Source organism: Natrinema thermotolerans (assembly GCF_031165565.1).
Lineage (GTDB): Archaea > Halobacteriota > Halobacteria > Halobacteriales > Natrialbaceae > Natrinema > Natrinema thermotolerans.
In genome coordinates this window covers 4190476-4214160 of sequence record NZ_CP101873.1, presented here as the reverse complement: position 1 = coordinate 4214160, position 23685 = coordinate 4190476, and the positions used below count along the sequence as shown (strand labels likewise).

The following is a 23685-nucleotide window of genomic DNA, read 5'->3' as shown; positions in this document are numbered from 1 at the left end:
TGCGGCAAGCCGGATATCGGCGATTAATTTTCCATATACCGCTCGCTGAGCGCATCTCGTTGTCGAAATCGCCCCATTCTGCTCTCCCGAAACTAAATCCGCGCACCGACGGTCGTGTGACTGCTCCGAAACGACCACGCGACGATGCTCGAGCGGTCGATCCACTCGATCTTTACGATCGTATGATTGTAAGATAAAGATGGAGTTGACGGTGAGTTGGTCATTGAGAAATCCACTAGAGTCGCGGACATATATCACTCTACAGTCACGAACAACGCCAGTCGACAAGCCGACCCCACACTACATCGGCGATTTTTAGCCAAGGTGAAAACCGACCGACTCAATGGGTTGAGCGATCGGGTCGAGTTGCGTAGTGTCGCTCGAGAGCCGACACCGCGTCAGTTGCTGGAACTCGGGATTCGGTTTCAGTCTGCCAACCTCTCGCTTTCGAACACTACTCGAGAATTGTATAGTTTGGTGTCAAACGGAGTCGCAAGGCAGCCCATGGCTGGGCCCACACGTGTGATCAACAGCGGAGGGGAATTCGGAGTACGCACGCTCGAGGGGACGATGCTGCAACTCGATGGGTATCGCTATCGGCTGGACGCTGCTATCGATCCGGAAACAAACGATATCCGTCAGTACCGGCTGTGTTCGACGATTACGACCGCGCCGACGGGGCGATTTCTTCACGAACGTACGGCGGATCACGAGTTCGATGATGCCGTGTTTCTCGCCAGGGTGCAATTTATCTCCAGACTGTACACTACCGATACGGGGCTTCGGCTTCGATACGCAGATCGTGGAAATCGGTGTGCTATCGAACCCATCATCTGTAATATAGAACGAGTAATATACTCGTTCTCAAAGTATTTTGGCCGCGGACAACTGCCAACAGGCGAACCGTGACCGGCAGAACGCGGCGAGCGGGACCGGCCGTCGCCGACACCACAAGAATCCCCCGCTGGCAACCAAGCAGGAAGCCCGGAGTGAGATTCCCACCTCATCTCGAGACAGCGGCTTCCACGGGCGGAGCTGACCCCGCCTTGCAGGTCACGAGCGGTTACGGGGAATCGAGGAGAAAGCCCCGCCCTTCAGGGCGGGAAGGATGTCAATGGATCGGTGGGCGACGGTACTGCCACGGGTGTCCCCCCTGTGACAAGCCACCGGTATCGGAGTTGCAGGGACAACGCTCACCACGGTGCTAGAACGGAGTTCGATACGACATCGAACGAGCAGGTCCCCAGTCGGTTCAGATCAGTTCGTCGGAAGCCGCGCCACGCCACCGCCGTCGCGGTACGAAACGTACAACGCCCCATCGGCCGTCGTCACACCGATCCGAGAGGATTCCGGCTCGTAGTGCCACCAGCGTTCCCCGGTCGCAGAGTCGTAGGCGGCGAGTTGGTTCTCGCTGGCGGCAAAGAGGCTCTCACCGGCGCGGCCGAATGCCTCGACCGTCCCGCCGATCGCGATGTCAGTTGTCGTCTGCCACTGCCGGGTCCCATCGAGGGAGAATGCGTCCAGCCGGATTAGAATGCCGCCGTCGGGGTTATCGACCGAACTTGCAACGAACACATCCCGTGAGGTCGTCGTCACTGCCTCGAGTTCGTACCCGACGGTCCGACGCCACTGGATGGTCCCACCATCACGCTCGAGGGCAACCAGTTCGTCCGAGCGATCATCACGGCGGACACGCACGTAGACGTGTTCGCCAAGCCAGACTGGCGGCCCAAAGTGGCTAGTCACGTCGCCGTCAACCGGGGTCCGCCATAGGACGTGTCCATCGCGGGCCCGGTGCATCCGTACGGTAGAATCGTAGACCGTCACGATCCGGTTGCCGGCAGCCACGACGTCGGGGTAGCCAGTACGAGGTGGGGACTCCCACAGCATCTCGCCGGTCGCCGGAGCGAACGCAACCAACTTCGTTTTCTCATCCGAGTCGGTGACGGGGAAGAGACAGGTGGAATCACTGAGTGTGGGAAGCTGATACGCTTGGCCGGGCCGCTGGAAACGATGCGTGCCGTCGCTCGCATCGTAGCCGGTAACCACACCGTCGACCGGATCGGTGCCGACCAGCAGCGAGCCGTGTCGACTGAGCCACCCGTACCGGGCCTGTCCCTCCACGTGCCACAGTCGCTCCCCCGCCAGCCCGACCGTGTAGAGGTCGCCGTCGGTGCTGTGGACGTGGACCGGGCCGCCCGACGATGGAACAGCCGGTCGCGCGTCGATGGGCCCACCGGTTTCGACGGTGAGGATCCGTTCCCCGTCGGCGGTAAACCCATGCAGGCGTTTGTCCTGTCCACCGACGACGACGTGGTCGTCGGTCGCGGCCGGTGGGCTTGCCGCCGTTGCGGCCGAGAAGTCACGCTTCCAGCGGGGTTGGACGCTAGAAAACGCCGACCGCCAGCTACATCCTGCCAGCGCGACCGTGCCCGCCGACGCGAGCGAGGCGAGCGCCCGGCGGCGCGACCAGTGCCGACTGTCCTGTCGGTCGGTCGCGTTCCCCGGCGGATCGTACGTGTCGGCAGCGGTGTCGGTATCACGCATCGGTGATCGCCTCCGGTGCGACCCGTGTCAGACCGAACGTTTGTCCCAAATAGACCGTCTCACCGGCCGTCTGTGCCCACTCGACGCTGCCGGCCTCGAGCGACTTGTCGTCGAGTCTGACTTCCCGGACCCGTGTGCCATCTTGCTCGTGGACATAGAGTACAGTCGGGCTAAAGGGGACGGTGCCGCTCGAGCCACGGATGCGGTGTGTCCCACCGACCAGCGTCACCAGCCGGTCCCCGACCTGCATCGGTCCGTGAGTCACGGCGTTCCCGAGGTCATCACGCCACACTTGCTGGCTCGAGGCCGCGTCGAACGCCCGGAGCGTGTAGTCCGCGCCGCCGACGTACACCCGATCGTCGGTCACCAACGGCCGCGTGAACACGGTGTTGGCCAGCGAACCACGCCAGGTGACTGTGCCGGTCGCGATTTCCAGCGCAAGCAGTTCCTCGGTAGCGGCACCGAGGTATGCGGTCCCGTCAGTAGCCCCGACGGCCGACAGCGGAGTGCCAATATCCCGCGTCCATTCGGCTTCGCCAGCCCGGTCGAGGAGACGCACACGACCGTCGACCAGGGGTGCAACCACGCCACCGGATGTCACGCCAGGAGCCCCTGACAGCGATGCGGGCAGGGGATGGGTGAACAGCGTCTCAGCGTCCGCCCGGTCGACACCGACCAGTCGGTCGGGCACGTCATCCTCGGTGCCCGAAATCGGGACCACGATGCGATCACCGAGTGGGAGTGGGGCGAACTCGACGACCCCAGGGTCGGCCGCGTCGATCGGCTCGAGCGGGCGTTGCCAGACGGACTCACCCGTGGCTGCGTCGACGGCGACCATCGTTTCGGCTTTCGAGATCGCGTAGGCCCGTCCATCACCGACACCTAGGGGCGACTTCTCGCCCTTCGCGATCGTCACATCCCAGGAGATCTCACCGGTCTGATCGTCCAGCCCCGCGACGATCGGCCGATCACGGAACGGGCTATGCGAGCCAGTCAAGAGCTGCCCGCCAGCAGTCATGGCGACGGACGACGGCGCACGGACCCCCGTCTGCCACGACCGTTGGATGGGAAACGATTCCTCCTCGAGGAGACCAGCACAACCGGCAACGCTGCCGGCGAAACCGGCGACCGCGCCGAGGGCCGCACGGCGTGTCATGGAGGGCATTTGTTGATCGTTGCGACGGCAATGGTATCAATCTTGATGTTTGAGCGACAAATTCTGTCGGCCGGGGCCGTGAGCGGCCCGCCGCCTTACGGTTGGATTCGGCGTGGACTCCCGTGCTGGCCGAACTCTCGGCAGAAGAGTACTGTCTCGTTGAGCCAGTGTGAGCAGTGAACCCTCGGATGGGAGCAGTGCCGACGAGAGGGAAGTGCCACCGACCTCAGTCCGCTTTCGGAAGTGTGACGCTGAAGACGGCTCCTTCCGGTTCGTTGTCCTCGACCTGGACAGTACCGCCGTACTGATCGACGAGCGTCTGCACCAGATAGAGCCCGATGCCCGTGCCACTGCTTTCGAGACCCATCTCGTCTTTTCCGAATATCCGCTCGCGCTGGGTCTCAGGAACACCCGGTCCGTTATCGGCGACCGCTACGTACACGTCGTCTTCTCGTTCTTCGGCAGTAATCTCGACTATCGGCGTGTCCTTGTCGTTGTGCTGGACGGCGTTGTTCAAGAGGTTCCGAAACACCGAGGAGAGCATCTCGTTCGCCCGAACGGTGACATCCGGAATCGGTTCGTCGATGCTGATCTCCGCGCCCGGGTGTGCATCTCGACGAAGGGCGATTTCGTTCGTTAGTACTTGCTCTAAGCGCGTCGGCTTGACGTCTACCTCCCCGTCGTTCGTCAGCGTCTCGACGTAGTCACGGGCGATCTCCGTGAGTTCGACGATATGTTCGCCGCTCGTGAGAATGTTCTCGAGGTGTTCTTTCCCCGCGTCGTCGATGTGGTCTTCGAGCAGTTCGCCCCATCCGAGCATGACCGCCATGTCGTTGCGGATGTCGTGGCGAACGACTCGGTTTAGCACCTCCAGTTCCTCATTGAGGCGTTCCAACTCGTCTTCGTACTGCTGTCGCTCGGTTACGTCTCGGATCGACACGAGATCTGCCGGCGCACCCTCATACTGGATGTCGGCGAAACTTGCTTCAGCGACTCGCTTGCGTCCATCCTTGGTCTCAAAGGTCAGAGTATATCGCGACGGCGGCGGGTCGACAGTGGGATCGAGTCGTCGTTCGTACCGCTCCCGGACGAGTTGGCGGTCCTCCGGCGCGATTAGCTCAGTGACCGGCATCCCCCGGAGTTCGTCCGTTTCGTAGCCGGTGATATCCGACAGCCGGGAGTTGACGAAGACGGACTTCCGGTTCTGGAATATCGCGATGCCGTCGTGGCTCTGTTCGACCAGCGTCGCGTATTTTTCCCGTTCCTCTTCGAGTTCCTCTTCACGTCGCTTTCGGTCAGTGATGTCCTGAAAGACGCCACGAACGAGTTCCGTCTCCCCGTTCTCGTCCGTGCTAACTTCTCCCTGTGTACGGACGTCCCGGACTGTGCCGTCGGGGCGGACGATACGCAATTCGAGGTCGTACTGCTCTCCCTCCTCGATCGCGCGGGTAACTGCAGCGGCAATCTCATCGCGGTCATCAGGGTGATAAAAGTCGAGTCCGTCCGCTAAGGCCGGCTCGTAGTCATCAGCCACCCCGTGAATGCGGCGGACACCGTCGGACCATGTGAGATCGTTCGTTCGTGTATCGTACTCCCAGATGCCGATGTCAGCGATTGCTTGGACCCGACTGAAGAGAAATTCCTGTTGTTCGAGTTCCCGCTCGCGCTCTTTGCGCTCGGTGATATCACGGAACACCCACAACCGGCCGTAGTGGGTTCCCTCGTCACCAATGACCGGAGCTGAATAGCGGTCGAAGACTCGGCCGTCCCTAAGCCGGACCTCGTCGCGACTCGTTTCCTCGGGGCGTTCGTAGAGATCGTCGACTAACTCCATGAACGCTTCCGGCTCCGCAAGCTTGTGTTCGACGATCCAGTCCAACAGCGCCTCGTCCGATTCCGTCTCGATCAACTCTGCGGGTATCTCCCACATATCGACGAACTTGTCGTTGTAGGCGGCAACAGTCCGGTCCTCGTTGACGACGAGTAGTCCGTCGATCGTGGTCTCCATCTGGGCTTCCAACAGAGAAGACTGATACTCGAGTCGTTGCTGGGACTCCGATCGCTCCGTTATATCCGTGACAAACCCCTCGATAGCGACGACCTCGCCGTCTTCGAACACGCCCTGCCCCTGCTCCCAGACTCGCTTCTCCGTGCCGTCAGCAGTGCGAATGCGATATTCGACGCGGAACGGCTCTTGGGCCTCCAAAGCGTCCTGGACAGTGTCCCAGACTCGGTCGCGGTCGTCTGAATGCATTACGTCTCGACCGTAACGACGGTCGCCGTCGAGGAGGGCTGCCCGCTCATATCCCGTGAGATCGGCACAGTCATCGCTGACGAAGAGCATCGGCCAGCCACGTTCGTTTCGACATCGATAGGCCATCCCCGGAACGTTGTCGAGCAGCGTTCGGAAGCGTCGCTGACTTTCCTCGAGGCGGTGTCCCGCTCTGGTTCGGTGGACCGCGTTTTCGATGCGGTTGGCTAGGACGGAGAACTGGTCAGAACCGGGCTTCTTTTGGAGGTAATCAGTGACACCGGCTGAGATAGCGTCACCCGCGATGTCCGAATTCCCGGTGAACAGAATGAACGGCACCTCCGGATACTCGTCTCGTACAGCCTGCAGAAATGCTAGACCATCCATGTCTGGCATCTGGTACTCACTGACGACACAATCGAACTCCGCTTGGGAAAGTCGCTCAAGCCCCTCACTGGCACTGGGTTCCGTCGCAACATCGAATCGCTCATCGTTCGCCTCGAGGAACTGGGAAGCCATCTCGGCAACGGTAACGTGATCGTCAACGAGAAGTATAGAAATCGTATTTTTGCCGTTTGTATTTCCTGGAGAAATAGTATTCTCTCGGCGAGGGGCAACCATGCTCAAACAATTATCGGGTGAGGATATATAAATCTGAAGGCCAATTTATCGGTGGTGTTTAGTTAAGCGTGAAAAGTGAGGCGTGCTGATTTCCAGCTGGTTCATGGCAGAAATCGCACGCCTCAGCGGGTGTAGCAGCTGGATTGATTTGGATTTTGTGGAGCGTGAGCGGACACTGCGTCAACTGATGGAGTTGGGTATTCGGCTCCATCTGTCCGAATTATCGCTTTCGAATACCGTTCGAGAATTGGATAAGTTCGGCGTCCAGCGATCGCGAAAGGCCGTTCACGATTGGATACACAAGTGTGATCTACAGTCCGCCACTGATGCGTCACCGAATCACGTTGCGCTCGACGAGACGGTGATTCGGATCGACAATCAACAGTACTGGCTGTATGCTGCTGTCGCTCCCAAATCGAACGAGTTGCTCCATATACGGCTGTTTTCGACAACTACGACCGCTCTTACAGAGCTATTTTTACAGGAACTGATCGAGAAACACGACGTCGAGAATGCTGTGTTTCTCGTCGATGGAGCAAAACATCTCCAGACTGCACTCCGTCGATCTGGGCTCCGATTTCGATACGAAAAACATGGAAATCGGAACGCTGCTGAACGTATCTTTCACGAGATAAAGCGTCGCACCTCTACGTTCTCAAACTGTTTCAGTCACGCAAAACTGTCAACAGCTGAATCCTGGCACCAAACCTTCGCAGTCTGGCACAATGCTACAAACTAAACACGACCAAGATCACTTCAGTGGGGATATCGATCGCGTTCTGTCGGTATATGTGATCTCCTGGCGTGTCAAAAAGTAAGTCGACTGGAAGCTCACAATCTGCTTGTGAAGCCAGGGAATTCAGGATAAGTATGTGGGTGAACTTGAAGATGGACTGATTGAGGAACCCCGATCCAGATGAGAGATTTCGCAGGGTACTGGTGGCGAATACCTACCGGGCTATCACACCAGTTCCATCATCGCCTGGAGTTCTGTTTCGAGATCCGCTATCTGTTCCGACCCCCAACTGAATCGCTCTTCGATGCTAGTGTCAGTAAACCGAAGCGAAGCCCGTACGTCACGGCTCTCGTCGTGTTGCAAGAGTGCAAGGGCGTACGCGAGCATCTGGGGTCGATAGTGCTCAGCTATCTCTTCCGATGTGGTTGACGAGAGATCATTAGTCTTGTAGTCGATAATGTAGAAGGCATCCGGCGTAACGAGCAGCCGGTCTATATCGCCAATAATCCGCGACTCATCAATTCGGGCGACAACAGAATACTCGTCGTAGACCGCTTGGGGCTGGACATCGGCCTCAATATGGTCCACAAATTCAACCGCATCAGCAGCGTGATCAATAGCTTCGTCGAGGTCAGTTTCTGTCGGTTCCTCACCGGACATCCGACTCAAACGTCGGATCAAGGCGGGCCACTCGTCTCTCGGTGGACGGAGTTCGTTGATTCGGTGGACAACCGTCCCGAACGTCGTTGGACTCAGACCCACCGACTCCTCGCGTTGAGAGTAACTGTGACCCTCTGTAGACGCATCTGCCACCGCATTCACGAGCGTCGTGGCCGCAATTCGTTTCGCCGGCGCGAGCGACGGCGGTGAGGGGATCGATATCTCCGGCGCTGAATCAACGGCGTCGTCGTCGGTGTGCCAGTCTACTGGGCGCGGCGGCCTGCGAACAGTATAGCTGGCTCCTTCTATCTCACCACGGGTCTGTCCGTCACGAACTGCCTCGGCGACAAGTGTTCCGTCGAGGAGGGCTGGCTGTAACCAGTCGCGCCACCGGTCTGCGTCGTCGAAGGCTGCAGGCTCGCCAAGTTCGATTGTACCGGACTCGTCGACATCGATGTCGTGCGTGCCGCAGAGAAGGAGGTGATCGCGCGTTCGTGTACATGCTACGTAGAGGAGGCGTTTCGACTCCGCACGCTCCTGAGGACGCGACCGTCGGTCGGCGTACTCGTGGACGGCCGTCTTCTCGATGGAGAACGCATCGCACGGATTCGGCCCGCCGACCGCCGGCACCGGCGACGCGTCATCAGTTCCGTCCACAAGTCGAACGTAGCCATGGTCGTCGACGGAGCGACCGAAGTTGAGGTCACTCCCGAGATCGGGGACGGTGACGATCGGAAACTCGAGTCCCTTCGCAGAATGGATCGTCATAATCCGGACGCCCTCGGCGTCTCCCGGAATATCGGCCTCACCCTCACGAGGGTCGATTTCGGCCTGTCGGTCGATACGGTGGAGCAATCCGGCAGCGGTGTGAACACCGTTCTCGCTCAATTTCCGGACCTGGTCACGAAATTTCTCGACGTTCGCGACGGCCTGCCGACCGCGTTCGTCAGCGCTTACGCTCGCTAAATAGCCAGTATCGTCAATCACGTGCGATAGCAGTCGGTTCCACGGGAGCACACCATCCTCGGACGGGGTCGCGCAGCCGCTGAGGGTCCGCCACCTCGACAGGAGGTCGAAGGCGTCCGCCAGTTGCGGGTCGTCCGTCTCGGCGAGCGCATCCCACACTGAATCGGCCTCTGCGATCGCCGGTGCAAGTCGATTATCGGTGAACCCGAACAGCGGTGACCGAAGCACCCCGTAGAGGGAGACGTCGTCCTGTGGGTCACCGAGTACCCGAAGCAGGTTCGTGAGCGCTTGGACCTCTGGCGTATCGTAGAACCCGACACCACCGACAACAGTGTAGGGAATGTCGTACTCCTCGAGGGCGCGCTGATACCGATCCAGATGAGTTCGCCGGCGAAGGAGGATCGCCGTGTCGTCCGGCGTAGCGTCGCGATGAACACCCGTGTCGGGATCTTGGACTGTCGGTGGATCGTCGAACAGGTGGGTCAGTCGAGCAGCGAGCGCTTGCGCTTCGGCCTCGATGGTGTGGTCGAGCGCACCTTCAGCAACCGGATGGTCACCGCCGAAGAGTTCCGCCGCCGTGTCGGCGTCGTCGGGCACAGCGAGATACTCGACGCTACCGGTGAGTCCCTCGATGTCTTTGACTCGGTCGCGCTGTGTGGTCAGCGCCTGTGGTGGCGCTTCGTAGGGCTCGTGGGTGTCCCCCTCCGGTTGGAACAGATACTCGAAGAGCTCGTTCAGGAACGACAGCGGCTCGTCCAGCGTCCGGAAATTCCCGGAGAGTTCGAGCGCGGTCGGACTCTCGGCATCGCTGTCGGGGACGTTGTCGACCCCGCGGGTCTCGTTGACGGTCTGGAGTTCTGTCCTCGCCGCCCCGAACGTCGTCACGTCGGCCCCACGGAAGCCGTAGATACTCTGTTTCTCGTCGCCAACCAAGAAGACGTTCGACGCCGTCTGCTCGTCAACGCCCGTGAGAAGCTTGACTAGCTCCCACTGGCGCGGGTCCGTGTCCTGGAACTCGTCGACCATCATGGCCGCAAACTGCTCTCGTAGCCGCTCCGTGACGGCATCGTTCGCTCGCAAGAACTCGAGGGTTGTCTCGATCACGTCGGGAAAGTCGAGCGTATCGCGGCGCTCCTTCTCGTCGGCGTAAGCGGCGAGGACGTCATCGAAGACCCGCATCAGAGCCAGCGCGTAATGGGCACTGTTTGCTTCGAGCTCACCGGGTGTCGTCTCGACTGCATCCGCGTGCGGTTCGACGGCCGCGATGACCGCGTCGATGGCGTCCTTCAGGTCGTCGTAGACGTCGCCGTACTCATCCCACTCGTCCCGGTCACCGACGACGTACCCCGAACTGCTGTACAGGCCGCCGTTCTTCTTCTCACAGGCCTCGTAGAGGTCGAGGATGGCCCGCTGACAGTTGCGGGGATCGCTTTCCTCCGGGTCGGCAGGGAGTGTCGTCGCAATCTCGGTGAAGGTCCGGTAGGCCCGAAGGCCGTCCTCGTCGCCGATAGCGCCCTCACGGTCGAGGCGGCCCGCGACCGTGCGTAGATGCTCAAGGAGTCCGTCCGCAAACAGCGTCTGTCGAGCGTCGGCAACGTCGAGATCACAAACTACCTCCCAACAGATATCGACGTAGTCGTCGACCTCGGCGTCACGCCACGCCTCGAGGACGGACTCGCTCTGTGGGCGTTCATTGAGTAATCCAGCGAGTACATCGATCAACTGGTCGCGACTCCAGAGTTGGGCAAGGAGCTCCACGTCGTCATCGTCCTGGTTGCGTTCGAGGAACTCCGTCACGACTTCGCGTTGGAGTGTCGCGGCACCGTCTTCATCGAGCACGTCGAAGCCGAGCGGGACCGGAGCCTCGACGGCCCGTTCTCGCAAGAGCCGCGTACAGAACGCGTGAATGGTGTGGACGTAGCCATCCTCCAGGTCGTCGAGGACGTTTCGCCAGCGGTGATAGGCCTTTGGTGAGTCGACAGCCTCGAGCCGGTCGTACACCTCCTCCCGAACGCGCTCGGTCAGTTCGGCAGCGGCCTTTCGCGTGAAGGTGATCGTGACAATGTTCTCCGGCGTGAGTGACGGGTTCTCGGCCAGTATCGTCACGTACCGCTCGGTGAGAGTTGTCGTTTTCCCCGTCCCAGCGCCGGCAGTGATCGCGACGTTCCGGCCTTGGACGAGCGCGTCCTCCTGTTCCTCTGTGAGCTGAATCTCCTCGGGCACCTCAGTCATCGCTCATCACCGCCTCGATGTCCTCGTCATCGCGAACACGGAGCGGAACGTACGCTGCGTCGTCATGGTGAACCTCGTCGACAAATTCGCGCTTGCGGTGATGCCGGACATCGCACGCCCGACGGTAGTCACAGAATCGGCAGTTCGCTCCGCGGGCGGACAGCAGCGTCGTGTGGAACCGACCGTTTCCGATCGCCTCGTCGATCTGGCCCAACCACTCCGGAACGACATCGTTCAGGAATCGGCGGAGTTCGACCTCTGAATCGAACTTCGACTCGACCCCGCGTGGAACCTTGAGGTCGTTGGGGGGTCGCACCTGATAGTACGTCGCTGAAAGCGATCCCTGCTCGAACAGATCACCGTCGACGACGTTGGCCGCAGCAAGCAGATAAATGGGTAGCTGGAACTTCGTGCCGCCGGTCGTCTTCGTCATATACGGTGCTCGACCCGTCTTGTAGTCGTAGAGCGTGAGCGTCGGTTGCTCGCCGTCTCGGCTCACGTCGACGCGGTCGATGTATCCACGAATCGAGACGGTCGTACCATCCGGTCGCTCCACCGTGAACGGACCACCATCCGAGTCGGGCAGCCCCTCGCCGAACGGAGCCTCGAACAGATGTGGGTGGCCGGCGCCGTCACGCGAGATTTCGTTGTTAAGGAAGGTGGCGAACAATCCCTGTTCCGGTGCGTCGTGGGGTTTGATCCCGGCCTCGTACGGTGCGCTCTCACCGTCACCGAGACCTGCGAACAGCTCCGCCTTCCACCGCTCGTAGAACAGCCCGTCGTACTCGAAGTCAGCATCCCGGAGTTCCTCAACGGCGATCTCGCGAAGGTGCGTCGCCAGGTCGTCCCGGTTAAAGTCCGTGAGATCGACACCATCCTCGGTCTCGTCCTGCAGATCCGCGAAAAATCGTTCGAGAACGTCGTGAACGTACGACCCAGTTTCGAGGGGCGTAGGGACGACCTCAACATCGTCGGGATCCTCGAGTCCGAGCACTTTCTCGGCGTAGAACTTGAACCCACACTCGACGTATCGCTCGATCCGACTCACGCTGTAGGGTTCTCGTTCCGACGGAGGATAGACCTCAGCGACGGTCTCGGGTTCTAACACGCCGTCGTGTTCGGAGAGGCCAGCCGTTCCCCTGTTGTCCGCACAGTGGAGTCCCCGATCCATGCGCTTGGTCTGCTCGGGGGAGAGGTCACCTCGGTCGCCGGCGCGGCTGACTGCCGCACGCCGGTCGGCCGTTGCAGCGACGTGGCGCTGGAGGTCTTCGCGGGAGCCTACGCGGTCGTCGACGCCGTCTTCGGGGTCGATGCCGGTCACGCGCTGGAGTTCGTCGAGGACCGGCGACCGGACGACGGCGGACTCGTCGTCGCCCGTCTCTGGTGTGGTGATCGTGAGTTCATCGACGTTCGCGAGGAGCGTCGCGAAGAGATAGCGGCCACGGAGGCGCTCGTCGCCGGTGTCGAACCGAGGGTGGGCGTCGGTCATCTCCTCGAAGAAGGCCGGGCGTTCCGGCGTCACCGGGAAGTGCTCGCTCGTCAGTCCCACGAGAAACACCTTCTCGAACGAGCGCATCCGGGCGTCGAGCAACCCCATCACTTCGACGTAGCCGCCAGCAGCGCGCTGTGGAACACGGATGGGCACACCATCGAATGCCCGGGTGAACAGTGCCAACGGGGAAAGGTCGCTATTGACCGTCGCCAGCGACTCAAACGAAGAGAGGACCTCGTCCACGAGATCATAGGCCTGCTGTTCGACGGCTTGCTCTGCGCCGCTGGCGTAGTTCTCGGTCGCCGCTTCCAGGTCGAACCGGTCGTCCAAAAGTCGTCGGAGCGTCTCGGTTGCGCCCTCGATGTCCTCCGTTCGGAGCGTCTCTAGCGTGGCCAGCAGCTCCTCGATCAGCGTCGCCGGGTCGTCGTCGACGTCATCGAGCAGGGGAGACACAGAAACCGTGTCACGCCGGCGAGCAGCTGCCGTGACGGCGTTGGCTTGGTCGGTATCGACGACGTCGACCAGTGGATTCGCCAGCAAGGACGTGAGATCCTCAGCACGTGGGTCGGGTTCGGCGAGGTTCAGGAGATCGTGTACAACGCTCCCGGTGAACGTCCGGTTCAGCTGTGAGGCGGCGGTCGTGACGTGTGGGATGTCGAACGTATCGAACGTGTCCTCGACGTACCCCGAATAGGCCTCGGTCCCGGGAACGACGACGGCCAGGTCGTCAGGATCGCGACCATTGGCCAACTCAGTTCGGAGCTCACGAGCGACGAAACGGATCTCGCGCTCGGGTGTCGGGAGTTCACGCCATCGCAGAATGTCTGGAGCAGGGACTGTGTCCGGGTCCGGGCGGTAGAGCGACTCGGTGATCGTTCCGAAGGCCCGCCCTGACTCGTCGACGGGCTCGAGTTCTACTGTCTCAAAGTCAAGTGCTTCGTAGACCTCCAAGGCGTCCTCCGCAACGGCGTCGACTCCGCTCCGGCCATCTTGGTGGAGCGGCAGCAGTGCGATCATCGGAAGTTCGTCGATGAGGCGTTCGATGAGGCGGCGTTCGACGGGGCGGAACTCGTGATACCCGGAGAGGACGACGACATCCAGTTCCGGGGAGAGCGCCGATAGTGACTGCTCCGCCGTCGCCACGGCGTCGAACATTTCTCCCCGGGTACAGACCCACTCGTCGACGTAGTCAGCGTGGAGATTTCGGTAGTGTCGGTACGCGTCGACAGTGGCTGTCGCGATACGGTCATCGAGAGCGGAGCCCTCGAACTCCGCTGCCAATGCGTCGGGGGTCCCGACGCCGGCGTCGTCGAAGAGCGAGAAACGACTACTGAACGAATCAGCGAGGGCGGCAGAGGCTGGTTCACCGGCAAGAGCGCCATCTGTCTCGGCTGTCGTTCTGTCGAGTGCGTACTCCGCGAGCCGGCGATTCAACTGCCCGGTGAGGGGTTGGACCGGGCCGTGGAGATGCTCGTACCACTCCCGAACGACCGCGTCAAGCGTCTCGGCACGAAGATGGAGAGGTTCGTGTGACGCGGCCCAGCTGTCCTCAATCATACTCCGGCGAGTGTCGTTTCGCGTTATATATAGGATTGAACCAAAAAGGTCATCAGCCATCTGGTCCGCCCGTTCAAAAGCAGCTTGTTCTAAATGTGAATGTTGGGAACCAATTAGAAGCGTATTATTCATCGAATACTACTTAACAAGAGGTCCATCTTACTTCACTCTTGGCGAGACAGTTCCGTCAGTAAATGGAGTACCGAAGTGGCTCTATTGGCGTGTCAAGCCTGAACTGTCAGAATTAAATTGGAGGCGCTGTACTGCAGGAATCTATCCATTCACGTTTGAATCGGCACTAGCTAAAGCTCCATACATACTCATAATGAGAGAGTCAAACAGTAGTTCTCAACCTCGGGCGCCAGTGAGATGACCTGATCTCGACGTTCTAATTCACGGCGACGTGTCTCGATTCGCTCTTCGAGTTGTTCGAGACGTTCCTGTTGGCCACGGATCGCGATGGCCATATCCGAGCCAGCGTCGGCCTTGCGCTCGTACTCCTCGATGAAGGACTCGATCCGTTCTCGTTCCGCCTGTGCGTATTCCTCGAGGTTCTCCAGCTCCCGAGCGGTTTCCTCGTGGCGCTTCTCTTGAAGATGGGTCTTGATCTCGTTGACCCGCACGCTCACATAGTGATCGGCAGCCATCCGTAAGTCGGCTTGCGTGTCGAGTACCGTCCGAAGGTCGTCGACATCGGGCTTTGCTGCTATGGAGTCGCCCTCGACAACGCGTTCACCGAGCGCCTGCTGAGCGTCCTCTTGTGCAGCATCCACGAAGACGGGGATGGTCTCCTCGCGAATCACGTCGCCGGTGCCGTCTTCAAACGCCACGCGATAGTTGTAGGTGATACCCGGCGTATCGACGAACGGAAGCAGTTTGAGTCCGACCTCACCGCGCTCGTCTTCCAACACGCGTGCCATGAGCCGTTGCAGGACGTCCGTGTCAGGGGCGAGGTAGGTGATGTCCTCGTGATCCATCGCGAAGTCGCGGTCGAACGTGAACGGGCCAAACGTCGAATCTTGGCCGGGCGAATTGATCCCGTCCGGCAACTCGGCCTGATAGAGATTGGTACCGCGCTTCTCGAATTCGCCTCCGAAGGCTTCGACTGCTCGCTCGAAGAACTCGCGAATGTCGCCCTCGCTCCCGTAGACATCCTCTGACTCGTCAACGACCTCCTGAATCTGCCGACGACTCTCCGCGTCGAACGTGCTCGTATCGACGAGGCTCCGCTCGTACCATTCCTCGAGCGTCCGCTGACGCTCTTCGATCATCTCCTCGAGTTCCTCTTTGGTCGCACTCGGCGGTTCGTCGTTCTCGATGGACTCCATGATGAGCGAATCCACGTCGATGTCGTCGAGGATGCCGAGCACGTCCGCCGTGTTTCCGAGCTGGGAGCGGATCTCCTCGACCTTGGTTTGGAGCATCTCGAAGATCTCGCTCTCGCGGGTATCGTCGAAGAGGAAGTTCCAGACCTTGACCTCCTCCTCCTGTCCGTAGCGGTGGATGCGCCCAATCCGTTGCTCGAGTCGGTTCGGGTTCCACGGAAGCTCGTAGTTGGCCATGATGTGGCAGCTGTGCTGGAGGTCGATCCCCTCACTCGCGGCATCGGTCGCGAACAGGAGCCGCGACTGGCCGTGGTTGAACTCGTCTTCGATCCGCGCCCGCTCTTCCTTGTCCACGTCACCGTGAATCACGAGAATCTCGTCCGCCCACGGCTCGTCCTGCACGTACTCGAGGAGGTAGTCGAGCGTGTCTCGGTACTCAGTGAACAACAGGAGTTTCTCGTCCGGCTGTTCCTCGAAGAGTTGGGAGATGAACCGTCTGACCTTCTGGGCCTTAGAGTCGACCGGCAAATCCTCAGCCAGCGAGACGAGGTCACGGAGCGTATCGATCTCCTCTTGGAGCTGTTCGTCGGTGCTGGTGACGGTCAAGCCGGCAATCTCGTCTTCCGCGTGTTGCTTGTCGTCTTCGTCCAAATCCTCGCCGTCGAGGTAGGCTCGCGCTTCCTCGGAAAGGCCATCAGTTTCCGCCTCCTCGCCGAGGAGGTCGTCCAGTCGTCGACGGAGCGTCGCGTGAATCGCGCCGACGCTGCTTACGAGCCGTTTCTGCATGAGGGCCATCGCGAACCCGACCGCGGGTTCGTTCAGCTTCTCCGAGCGGTTGTAGACGTTTTTGACGTAGTCAGTGACCGCGCGGTAGAACTGCCGCTCGTCGTGCGTCATCGAGACCGATACCGAGTTGACCTCTCGGTCTGGGAAGACGCGTTCACCATCCTCGTCGTAGATGTCGGTCTTCCCACGGCGGATCATTACGCGGTCGACTGTCTCTTGTGAGAGTTCCCGGTTCTCGGCGACGAGGAACGGGTCGATATACTCGACGAGTGAGCGGAACGCCTCGCCCTTCCCGTCGTGAGGAGTCGCGCTGAGAAGCAGCAGCGAGTCGGAGTTCCCCGTGACGGTATCGACCATGTTTGCCGTCTTGCTCGGCGAGTCACCCCGCTTTGCCGTCTTGTGTGCCTCGTCGACCACGACGACGTCCCAGAACGCGTCCCGGAGTGCGGGCCGGAACTCGTCCTGTCGCAGGAACGCCATGCTGGTGACGAGCTGTTGCTGGTCTTGGTTCCAGATGTTGGCCTCCTCGCCGAGCCGTCGGCGCTCACCTTCGACCCACGCCCGGTCTGCGACGGTGAGATCGACGTCGAAGAAGCGATCCATATCCCGAATCCACTTCTTTTGGAGATGAGCGGGAACGACGAACAGGACGCGGTCGGCGCGATTCCGGGCGGCGAGTTCCTTCAGGATGAGTCCGGCCTCTATCGTTTTCCCGAGCCCGACGTCGTCCCCGATGAGTGCCCGCTGGCGAAGCTTCTGCATCACCCAGTTGACGGCGTCGAGCTGGTAGGGCTCCAGTCGAACGAGCGAGTTCGAGATGCTCAGGAGCTGTCCCTGCTCGTGGGCGAGCTTGAGTTTCGTCGCCTGCGTGTGGAGGTCGAACCACTGTGCCGAGACTGCATCGTGATCGGGATGAAGATCATCGATTCGCTGGTTGGACAGCTCCTCGATCCCGGATCGATGCGGTTGAATCTCGACGTCTTCGAGACAGATCGTCTTGGCGCCCTCGCCGTCGATGTATGCTCTCAGGTACTCGATCTCTCCGACCGTTTGGGTTTTGATGACTTCAGCCGGTGCTCCGTTGAGGATTACCCGCTGCCCCGGAGAGAACTGGGTAGAGTTCGTCATCGAGTGATGTCTGTGTCAAGACCGCACGCCGTCTTCAAGATTGCCAGTCCGCGCATTATCGAGCCTCCGTAGCGGCGAACGACCGCAGGGTACGTTCGATCTCTGACTCAACATACTCAATTTCTGCACCGTAGGCATCTACGATGTCGGCGTAGTACTGCGGTATCTGTCCAGCCAGTTCCCGACTTTCAAACTCCTCGGTGTACGTCTCCAGAATGGAACCCGCGGCGGCTTCGTTGACCAACGTCCGTTCTTCGTTCTCGATGAATTGCGTGAGGACTGGCTTCATTACCGAATCTGGAACGTCGAAGGCACGCTCGGACGGGAGTATCGACTCGAACAATCCTCCGCCGAGGTACGGTACGTCGCTGAACATCTCTGGAAGTTCGGCATCGCGCTGCTGTTTTGGGGTCGAAAGCGCATCGTAGAACAACGGCTGGAGGTATTGAGAGTAGAAGCTGCCCCGGAACCGATTGAGACCCTGATTATGTTCGCTCCACTGAGCGTGGAGCGCGACGCGGTCGAGGATACCACGATCTGCCAGCAGTTTCACAAAGGCGAGTCGGTCAACGAGTAGTGTTGCGAAGGCCAGTTTCTCAGACTTTGAGGCATCTGGCGGCTGCTCGATCGCGTCAACGAGGGCTGCATCCAGATGCTGGTATTCACCGCCGCCGGTAGTCACCTCCAAGTAGAGGTCGTAAAACTCGGTCAGTCCCCCGATAGCTCGCCGGATACCGTAGTGATTGAATGTCTGGTAGAAGTCCCCCAACACTCCTTCGACGGTACCGTTTTCCTGCAGTTCTTCGGTGTAGCTGACTAATCCTTGATTGCGGGCAATCCGTCGTACCGCTGGTGCGATGTTCTGTTCTTCGACGACGGTGACGAGGTCTGCTCGACCGCGTTCATCCGTTTCGACGGCGTACATTCCCCATCGGAATCCGTCAGTCGAGAGTCCGTACTCGTATCGGCGTGAGTCGAGGTAACCCTCGATGTCATTCTGCGCGGTTTCGAAGTTGTTGGCCGATTTGTTCTCCCCGATAACCGTTTCAGAGAGATTGTCGATGCGGAAATCCGGCTGTTCATCGCTGTCACCGACGGGATAGTACGGCCGTGGTGTATATTCGTAGCCGAGCGTCTCCAGAATCGGCCAGATGAGAGCATCTTCGACACACCGCTCGGGTGTTTGGCCAAGATTCTCACTCTGAAGTGTGCCGTCTGCTTCGACGATCTCACTAAGCCGCGGCTCGTCCATCTGGTTGTCGAGCGTCGTCAGAAAATCAACGATGTGATTTCGGATTTCGGTGGTCGCTTCTTCTATTTCCTGTGATGACATAGATGAGAAGTTTCGAGAGATTAGCCCTGTGTGATGCTAATGAAGTCAAGCACGAACTCCTGTGGGAGCAGTCCGCCGTGATAGAACCGCGCGTCACCGAGTCCCTGCTTTCTGAACCGCTTGAGTGGGCTCGCAAGGACGCTGACGTTGGCGTCGAGGTACCCCAGTCGGGAACTGGAGTCGAGTAGCACGCCGGGCGAATCCTCGTCTACATCCTCCCCGGCGATCCATCGGCGCCCGGAGTCGGACGCTTCCGCAGGCCGCGAGATCTTCTCCGGCGACGCGTTGTCCGGAAGCAGGACGAACCCGTGATCGGTCAGCACGTAGGCCTGATCCCACTCGCCCTGTTCGAGTTTCGTGCCGATGAACTCCGCGAGCGAGTCGACGCGTCGGGCCAGCATCGCCTCGAGGTCGCTGAGTTCCTTCTCGCCGATGTCGTCGATGTCGTTCTTGAAGTAGGCAACACGCGTCGACTGCCAGCCGTCGTCCTCCTCGCGAGTGACCGTCCAGCCGTCGCCGCCCAACAGCGACTCGCGGCGGTTGGTCGTCACCCGACGGTTGTTTCGAAGCGGCTGTAACTCGCCGTCGACCAGCGAGACGTCGAACATCTGGATCTCGCCCGGTGTGAGCGCAGCCTTCCCGAACTCGGTCTCCGAGGGAAGCGTTCCGAGCCAGACGTCTTCATCGACGGCGAACTCGGGGGCGTCGGCCGGGAGTGTCGCCACGTAGTCGCGCAACTCGTCCGCGAGTCGGCGAGCGAGATCGAGTCGAAGGGCGTCGATGACGAACAGCGCGACCGTCTGACCGCTTTCGAGGCCGTCGGACTCCTTCGTGAAGAACTGGTAGGAGTGATCCTCGTCGACGAACGGAGCGCCGGCCTCGACGGTCTCCGTAACGAGGTCGCCGAGGTCTTCGAGGTACTCGACGTATTCTGACTGGAGCTGGGTACGGAGGTCGTCGAGCGCGGCGGTCGCGGGATGATCGTCGGGGAGGTCGGTCTCGGGCTCTCCCGCGACAACGAGGTTGAGCACCGCGTTGTCGATCTGCCACGTGCCGTCGTCCGGGTCGGCGTACAGCGAGACGACGTCGTCAGTGGCGCTCTCGTCCCACGTCTCGAGTTGGTGAGCGAGCCGAGCGATCTCCGCGGCTTGTTCCCACGTCCGCGTCCACGGGCTGTCCGGGCCGAAGGCCCCTCGGTAGTTGCCGCGGAAGTCCTCGCTCCCGAGCAGAGCGTCGTGCCGCTCCTCGGCGCGCTCGAGACACGTCTCGTAGTCGCCGGCGTCGAAGGACGCGTGCCACTCCTCCCAGAGGCGACGTTCGAGCGCGGCGTCGACGATACAGTCCGCGAGTTCCCACGGGTCGTCGACGTCCGCGAGGATGTCGGGCCAGATCGCCTCGCCGAGGTAGCGGTCGGCGAGGAGGCTGGCCGAGGTGGTGTTGTTTAGAAGCGACTTGAGCTCGGGCAGGTCGTGATCGCCGGCCGTCTCGGCGCGGAACTCCCTCGGGAAGCGTTCGGCGTCGGCGCCGGCGTGGATCAGCCACTCGGCGACGGCCCATCGACGCGTCGCCGCGACGATCCCCACGGGTTCGTCGTCGCTTGCGACTGCGTCGACGCCTTCGCTAGTCAGCAAGTCCTGCATCTGCTCGATGGTGTCGGGGCTGTCGTCGATGTCGCCCCAGCCGTTCTCCAGCACGAATGCGACCGGGTCGGTGTAGCCGCCGGTGACGATCTGCGTGCGGAGTTGTTCGAGCGTCGGGAGCTGCCCGCCGGTGAGCTGGTCGTGGAGGATGCGCGCGATCTCGCGGCGCTTTGCGGGGTCGTCCGCCTGCGTCGCCGTGTTCAGCTCCCACGCATCGAGTTGCCCGCGCTCGAACGCGTGGACGGTGAGGTCTTCGATGCTCATCTCCACCTCGCCGCCCGTGTGCTCGACGTCGCGGAACCAGTCGAAGTCGCCCTCGACGTCTTCGGGCTCTTTGAGGTGTGGGACGTACCAGACCTGTTCGCCGTCGACTGGATCGGCACGGAGTTCCAGCGGCGTTTCCTTGGCGACCTTCAGGTGAACACCAAGTTCGTCGCAGGCCTGCTCGATGATGTCCTCGAGGTAGTTCCCGTCGTCCCACCAGAGGACGATCGGGTCAGACGACTCGGCCCGGTCGAACTCGCTTCGGATGGTGTCTTTCGCGGCGTCGGGGAGAGTCTGTTTCGCTTGCATGAGTAATTAGAGAATAGCGAACGTGTTATTCGGCCTGTAAATGGATGTAACGTGCATCGATTTATTAACTTCGCTACTACGTACTGGGAGAACGAGTACTCCTCCCGACATCTATTTGATACTGGCATCTTGAAACATGGTAATAACTGACTTTCATGTCTCAACAGGCTACGATCCCACTGGTCTTCGATGAACCTGAATTTTGGTACAAGATCGACGTTGATTACGAGGAAGCGCGAGAATTGGTTCAGACCGGGGAGGACGAAGGGGGTTCAACTTCGGAGGGAGATCCGCAGAGTGAGACAGATGGACAAGAGGAAGATTCAGAAGGCCCCGAATCATTCGAAGGCGCACTTCTGGAGGTATTTATTCGGCGAAAGAAACGCGTCATCGAGGACAAACATGACTCCATCAGCGAATTTAAACAAAGAGTCCTGACGGCTGACGATGATAACGCGAGAAGATTGTTGAACGAAGTGTATGTGGAGTATATCTGGATTCAGAATCAGGAAGGTGAGGTATTCGAGAGCGATGCTGACCATCTAACGGAACTCGATTTAGTTGATGACGAAGAGAACCTCGTACAGGAGACGATCAACAACGAGTTCGACCTTCTGTGGCCGGGGCAGCCTACAATTGGAAAGGAGGTAGACGATGGTGAAATCGTCGCACGACGGTATCTGCAGACGAAACCGGTTGTCGTTCGGAAATACGAAGAGTCATTCGAGGTTCGAGGTCGCCAGTCGGATCGGAAGAAAGTCGTAACGCGGTTACGCTCAGACGACGATCTCCAAGAGCGGCAGCCGGAACCGGCAGAAGAACCAATTGTCGGCAAGGTAGAGAACCTCCTTGTCGAAGATAACGAGGAGTTCCGTGTAGTGGGCGTCGACTTTGCAGAATCCGAACTCCCCGAGAACTCTAGATTACGGGTGAAGAACGAACGGTCGATATACAGAGACATCCACTCGCTGCGGAACGAGAATCTTGTCTCCTTCGACGGAATTTCTGAAGTCAATAAGCTGTACCTCAAAGACATTCGTCACGGTGGCAAGTTCCGTGTTGAACTCACCCACGGTGTCGACGGAGTCGAATTCGAACTCAAGACCAATCATAAACTGGACGAACAGCGCAGTCGCTTCAAGCAAGGTTTTACTGCTGTAACGGGTATCGAATTCGAGAAAATCTACGAGTATGGCTCACAAGACGAGGAATACCTATTTAATCGGATTCTCGCCGAACGAGGGACTGCATACGAGAATTACTACGAGGAGTTGAGTGATGAGGTTCAGGATGTGCTGGAAGGCAACGTAGGCGCAACTGGTAACGCGCTGGTCAGTACAGAAGTCGAGGAATTCAAGACCTGTTCACACTGTTCGGAGAAGAATTCCGCTTCAGAGTCAGAGTGTGTGGAGTGTGGAGCAGAAGACTTCTCTGAGTCTGTTGAGGAAACCGTGGTCGAGGTCAACAACACGAGTGTTGCTACGTATATCCAGAACCGGCTGGACGACATCTCTCCAGCACATCCGAAACGTGATTTCTCTGGATGGGAAGTGGGAGACCGGGAGATGGCGAACCGGAAAATCGTAGAAACTTCGTTTTCGTTGACTGACTCAGAAGGACGTCGTACAACCAGTTCGTATCAAGAGGTCGATGTGGTTCCTCACGGCAACCATCCACGTCCGGGTACTGTCAACGACTATCTCCTGCAGTGTATCTACGTAACCTACGGGCAATCTGCCTCTGCAGACGACGAAGGATATGGTCGACTTCCTCTCTACGACATCATCACGGCAGACAATCTCGACGCACTCGTCGGAAATGCCCTGCACAATGCTATTGTTGGTGTCAAAGATAGGCTCATCAGTAAGGCAAGTGAGGCTCACGAAGAGGCGGGCGAATACTACGGGCTCGTCGACGAGCTGGGGCCAATGCACGAAAACAAGGATGAATTGGAAGAGATATACGACCCCTCTAATGACAGCTATTTCGAGAAACACCTCTTCTACCTTCTGAAGAGACTTTACTCACAGACAGAGCGGTGGGGACGAATTGGTGAGCGGGAAGCAGATGGGGTGCTTATCGTACCAGAGGAAGACCCGAGTGACTACTACGTGGCGACTTATGACGCGAAGCTATCTCATCGTGAAGACGGATACGACCTCGGCTCGGAGGAGGAAGATCAGGCAACACGTTACATCCTAACCGAAGATGAGCGAGAGGCGATCGAGAACAAGACGGGAGATAACGGTCTGTCGGCCCATCTCCTAATCTCACAGAATTTCGACGGAAATGATTTCTCCCGTATCGCTGGGCACGTCCAAGAGAACATCTTAGCCTATACTGATGGAGAGGCACCTGACCAGAAACTAGTGTTCATGGAATTCAGAGCAGTGGTCGAACTCTATGAACTTCTGAACGAGTACTGGTGGGCTCTTCGCGATGCTCGTATCCGAGGGAAGTTCGATAGCTATGTAATTGACGAATTGAACGACGAACAGACGGAAGATGGGGAATCCTTCGTTCACTTCGATAGCGACTCTGTGGCTAACGTTCGGGAGAACCTCATCGGTCGACTTGACCGTTACGACCGTGACCAGCTGGAATACTATCCAGAATAACTGCTGTCATCTCTAGTCATTCAAGCATAATCCACGGTCAAGTTGAGATGGCCCACAGGCCGCT

General features: G+C 59.5%; 10 protein-coding genes. 2 read left to right on the top strand and 8 right to left on the bottom strand.

Annotation, left to right across the window (positions count from 1 at the left end):
• Positions 1-1257: 1257 nt before the first annotated feature.
• From NP511_RS21655 to NP511_RS21645, 3 genes are all read right to left on the bottom strand, one after another.
• Complete coding sequence (locus NP511_RS21655) at positions 1258-2547, bottom strand: outer membrane protein assembly factor BamB family protein (RefSeq protein WP_049967083.1); 1290 nt, start codon at positions 2545-2547, stop codon at positions 1258-1260.
• Positions 2540-3703, bottom strand: coding sequence for an outer membrane protein assembly factor BamB family protein (locus NP511_RS21650; RefSeq protein ID WP_084158361.1), 1164 nt, complete (start codon positions 3701-3703; stop codon positions 2540-2542). The genes NP511_RS21655 and NP511_RS21650 overlap by 8 nt, the downstream gene beginning before the upstream one ends.
• A gap of 226 nt (positions 3704-3929) precedes the next feature.
• On the bottom strand, positions 3930-6575 hold the full coding sequence (locus NP511_RS21645; protein WP_257720321.1) for a hybrid sensor histidine kinase/response regulator: 2646 nt from the start codon (positions 6573-6575) through the stop codon (positions 3930-3932).
• A 103-nt stretch (positions 6576-6678) separates the two neighbouring features.
• Here NP511_RS21645 and NP511_RS21640 point away from each other — a divergent pair, with 103 nt between their 5' ends.
• Entirely contained in the window at positions 6679-7314 is a 636-nt protein-coding gene (locus NP511_RS21640; protein ID WP_084158375.1) for an IS6 family transposase, read from the top strand.
• Positions 7315-7536: 222 nt separating this feature from the next.
• Here NP511_RS21640 and NP511_RS21635 read toward each other — a convergent pair whose 3' ends face one another.
• The 5 genes from NP511_RS21635 to pglZ form a co-directional block, all read right to left on the bottom strand.
• Positions 7537-11169: a UvrD-helicase domain-containing protein gene (locus tag NP511_RS21635; protein ID WP_049967085.1), complete on the bottom strand. Its 3633-nt coding sequence runs from the start codon at positions 11167-11169 to the stop codon at positions 7537-7539.
• Complete coding sequence (locus NP511_RS21630) at positions 11162-14218, bottom strand: PD-(D/E)XK nuclease family protein (RefSeq protein ID WP_049967086.1); 3057 nt, start codon at positions 14216-14218, stop codon at positions 11162-11164. Before NP511_RS21630 ends, NP511_RS21635 begins: the two co-directional genes overlap by 8 nt.
• A gap of 320 nt (positions 14219-14538) precedes the next feature.
• Complete coding sequence (locus NP511_RS21625) at positions 14539-17457, bottom strand: helicase-related protein (RefSeq protein WP_049967087.1); 2919 nt, start codon at positions 17455-17457, stop codon at positions 14539-14541.
• Between the two features lie 55 nt (positions 17458-17512).
• The gene (locus NP511_RS21620; RefSeq protein ID WP_049967088.1) at positions 17513-18790 is read right to left on the bottom strand and encodes a hypothetical protein; all 1278 of its coding nucleotides are present in this window, start codon (positions 18788-18790) and stop codon (positions 17513-17515) included.
• A gap of 20 nt (positions 18791-18810) precedes the next feature.
• Complete coding sequence (pglZ, locus tag NP511_RS21615) at positions 18811-21003, bottom strand: BREX-5 system phosphatase PglZ (RefSeq protein WP_049967089.1); 2193 nt, start codon at positions 21001-21003, stop codon at positions 18811-18813.
• A gap of 155 nt (positions 21004-21158) precedes the next feature.
• Here pglZ and NP511_RS21610 point away from each other — a divergent pair, with 155 nt between their 5' ends.
• Entirely contained in the window at positions 21159-23621 is a 2463-nt protein-coding gene (locus NP511_RS21610; RefSeq protein WP_049967090.1) for a hypothetical protein, read from the top strand.
• Positions 23622-23685 lie beyond the last annotated feature (64 nt).